We start from the raw sequence: 289 nt of genomic DNA, 5'->3' as shown, positions 1-289 counted from the left end.
GTTTTAAAGTTCTGAAACGGATCTTCCAGAAAGTTAAAATCCACGGCTCCCATTCCCTTAAAATCTGTAAATCCGATCACCCCGGTAAAGATAATGGGATACAGGGAAAAGATCAGAAATCCCAGTACAAACGGAGCACAGAATATGTAGCCCCATTTCGCATATCTCAATCGTTTGCGTTTCATCGTTATTACCTCCCTGTAAAATCAGGGAGGACAGAAACTGCCGTCCTCCCCATGATGGTGTTCGATATCGGGGCGTTGTATCAGAAATACAGCACCCGATATCG

At 44.3% G+C, this 289-nt stretch carries 1 pseudogene; it reads right to left on the bottom strand.

Going from position 1 to position 289, the window contains the following annotated elements:
* A pseudogene (locus NE473_RS32035) lies at positions 1-185 on the bottom strand (carbohydrate ABC transporter permease); the annotation flags it as partial.
* Positions 186-289: the final 104 nt, after the last annotated feature.

This window comes from Hungatella sp. SL.1.14 (assembly GCF_024460495.1).
GTDB classification, from domain to species: domain Bacteria; phylum Bacillota; class Clostridia; order Lachnospirales; family Lachnospiraceae; genus Hungatella; species Hungatella hathewayi.
The sequence above is the reverse complement of the archived record's forward strand: the minus strand, read 5'-3'. Positions and strand labels throughout refer to the sequence as shown.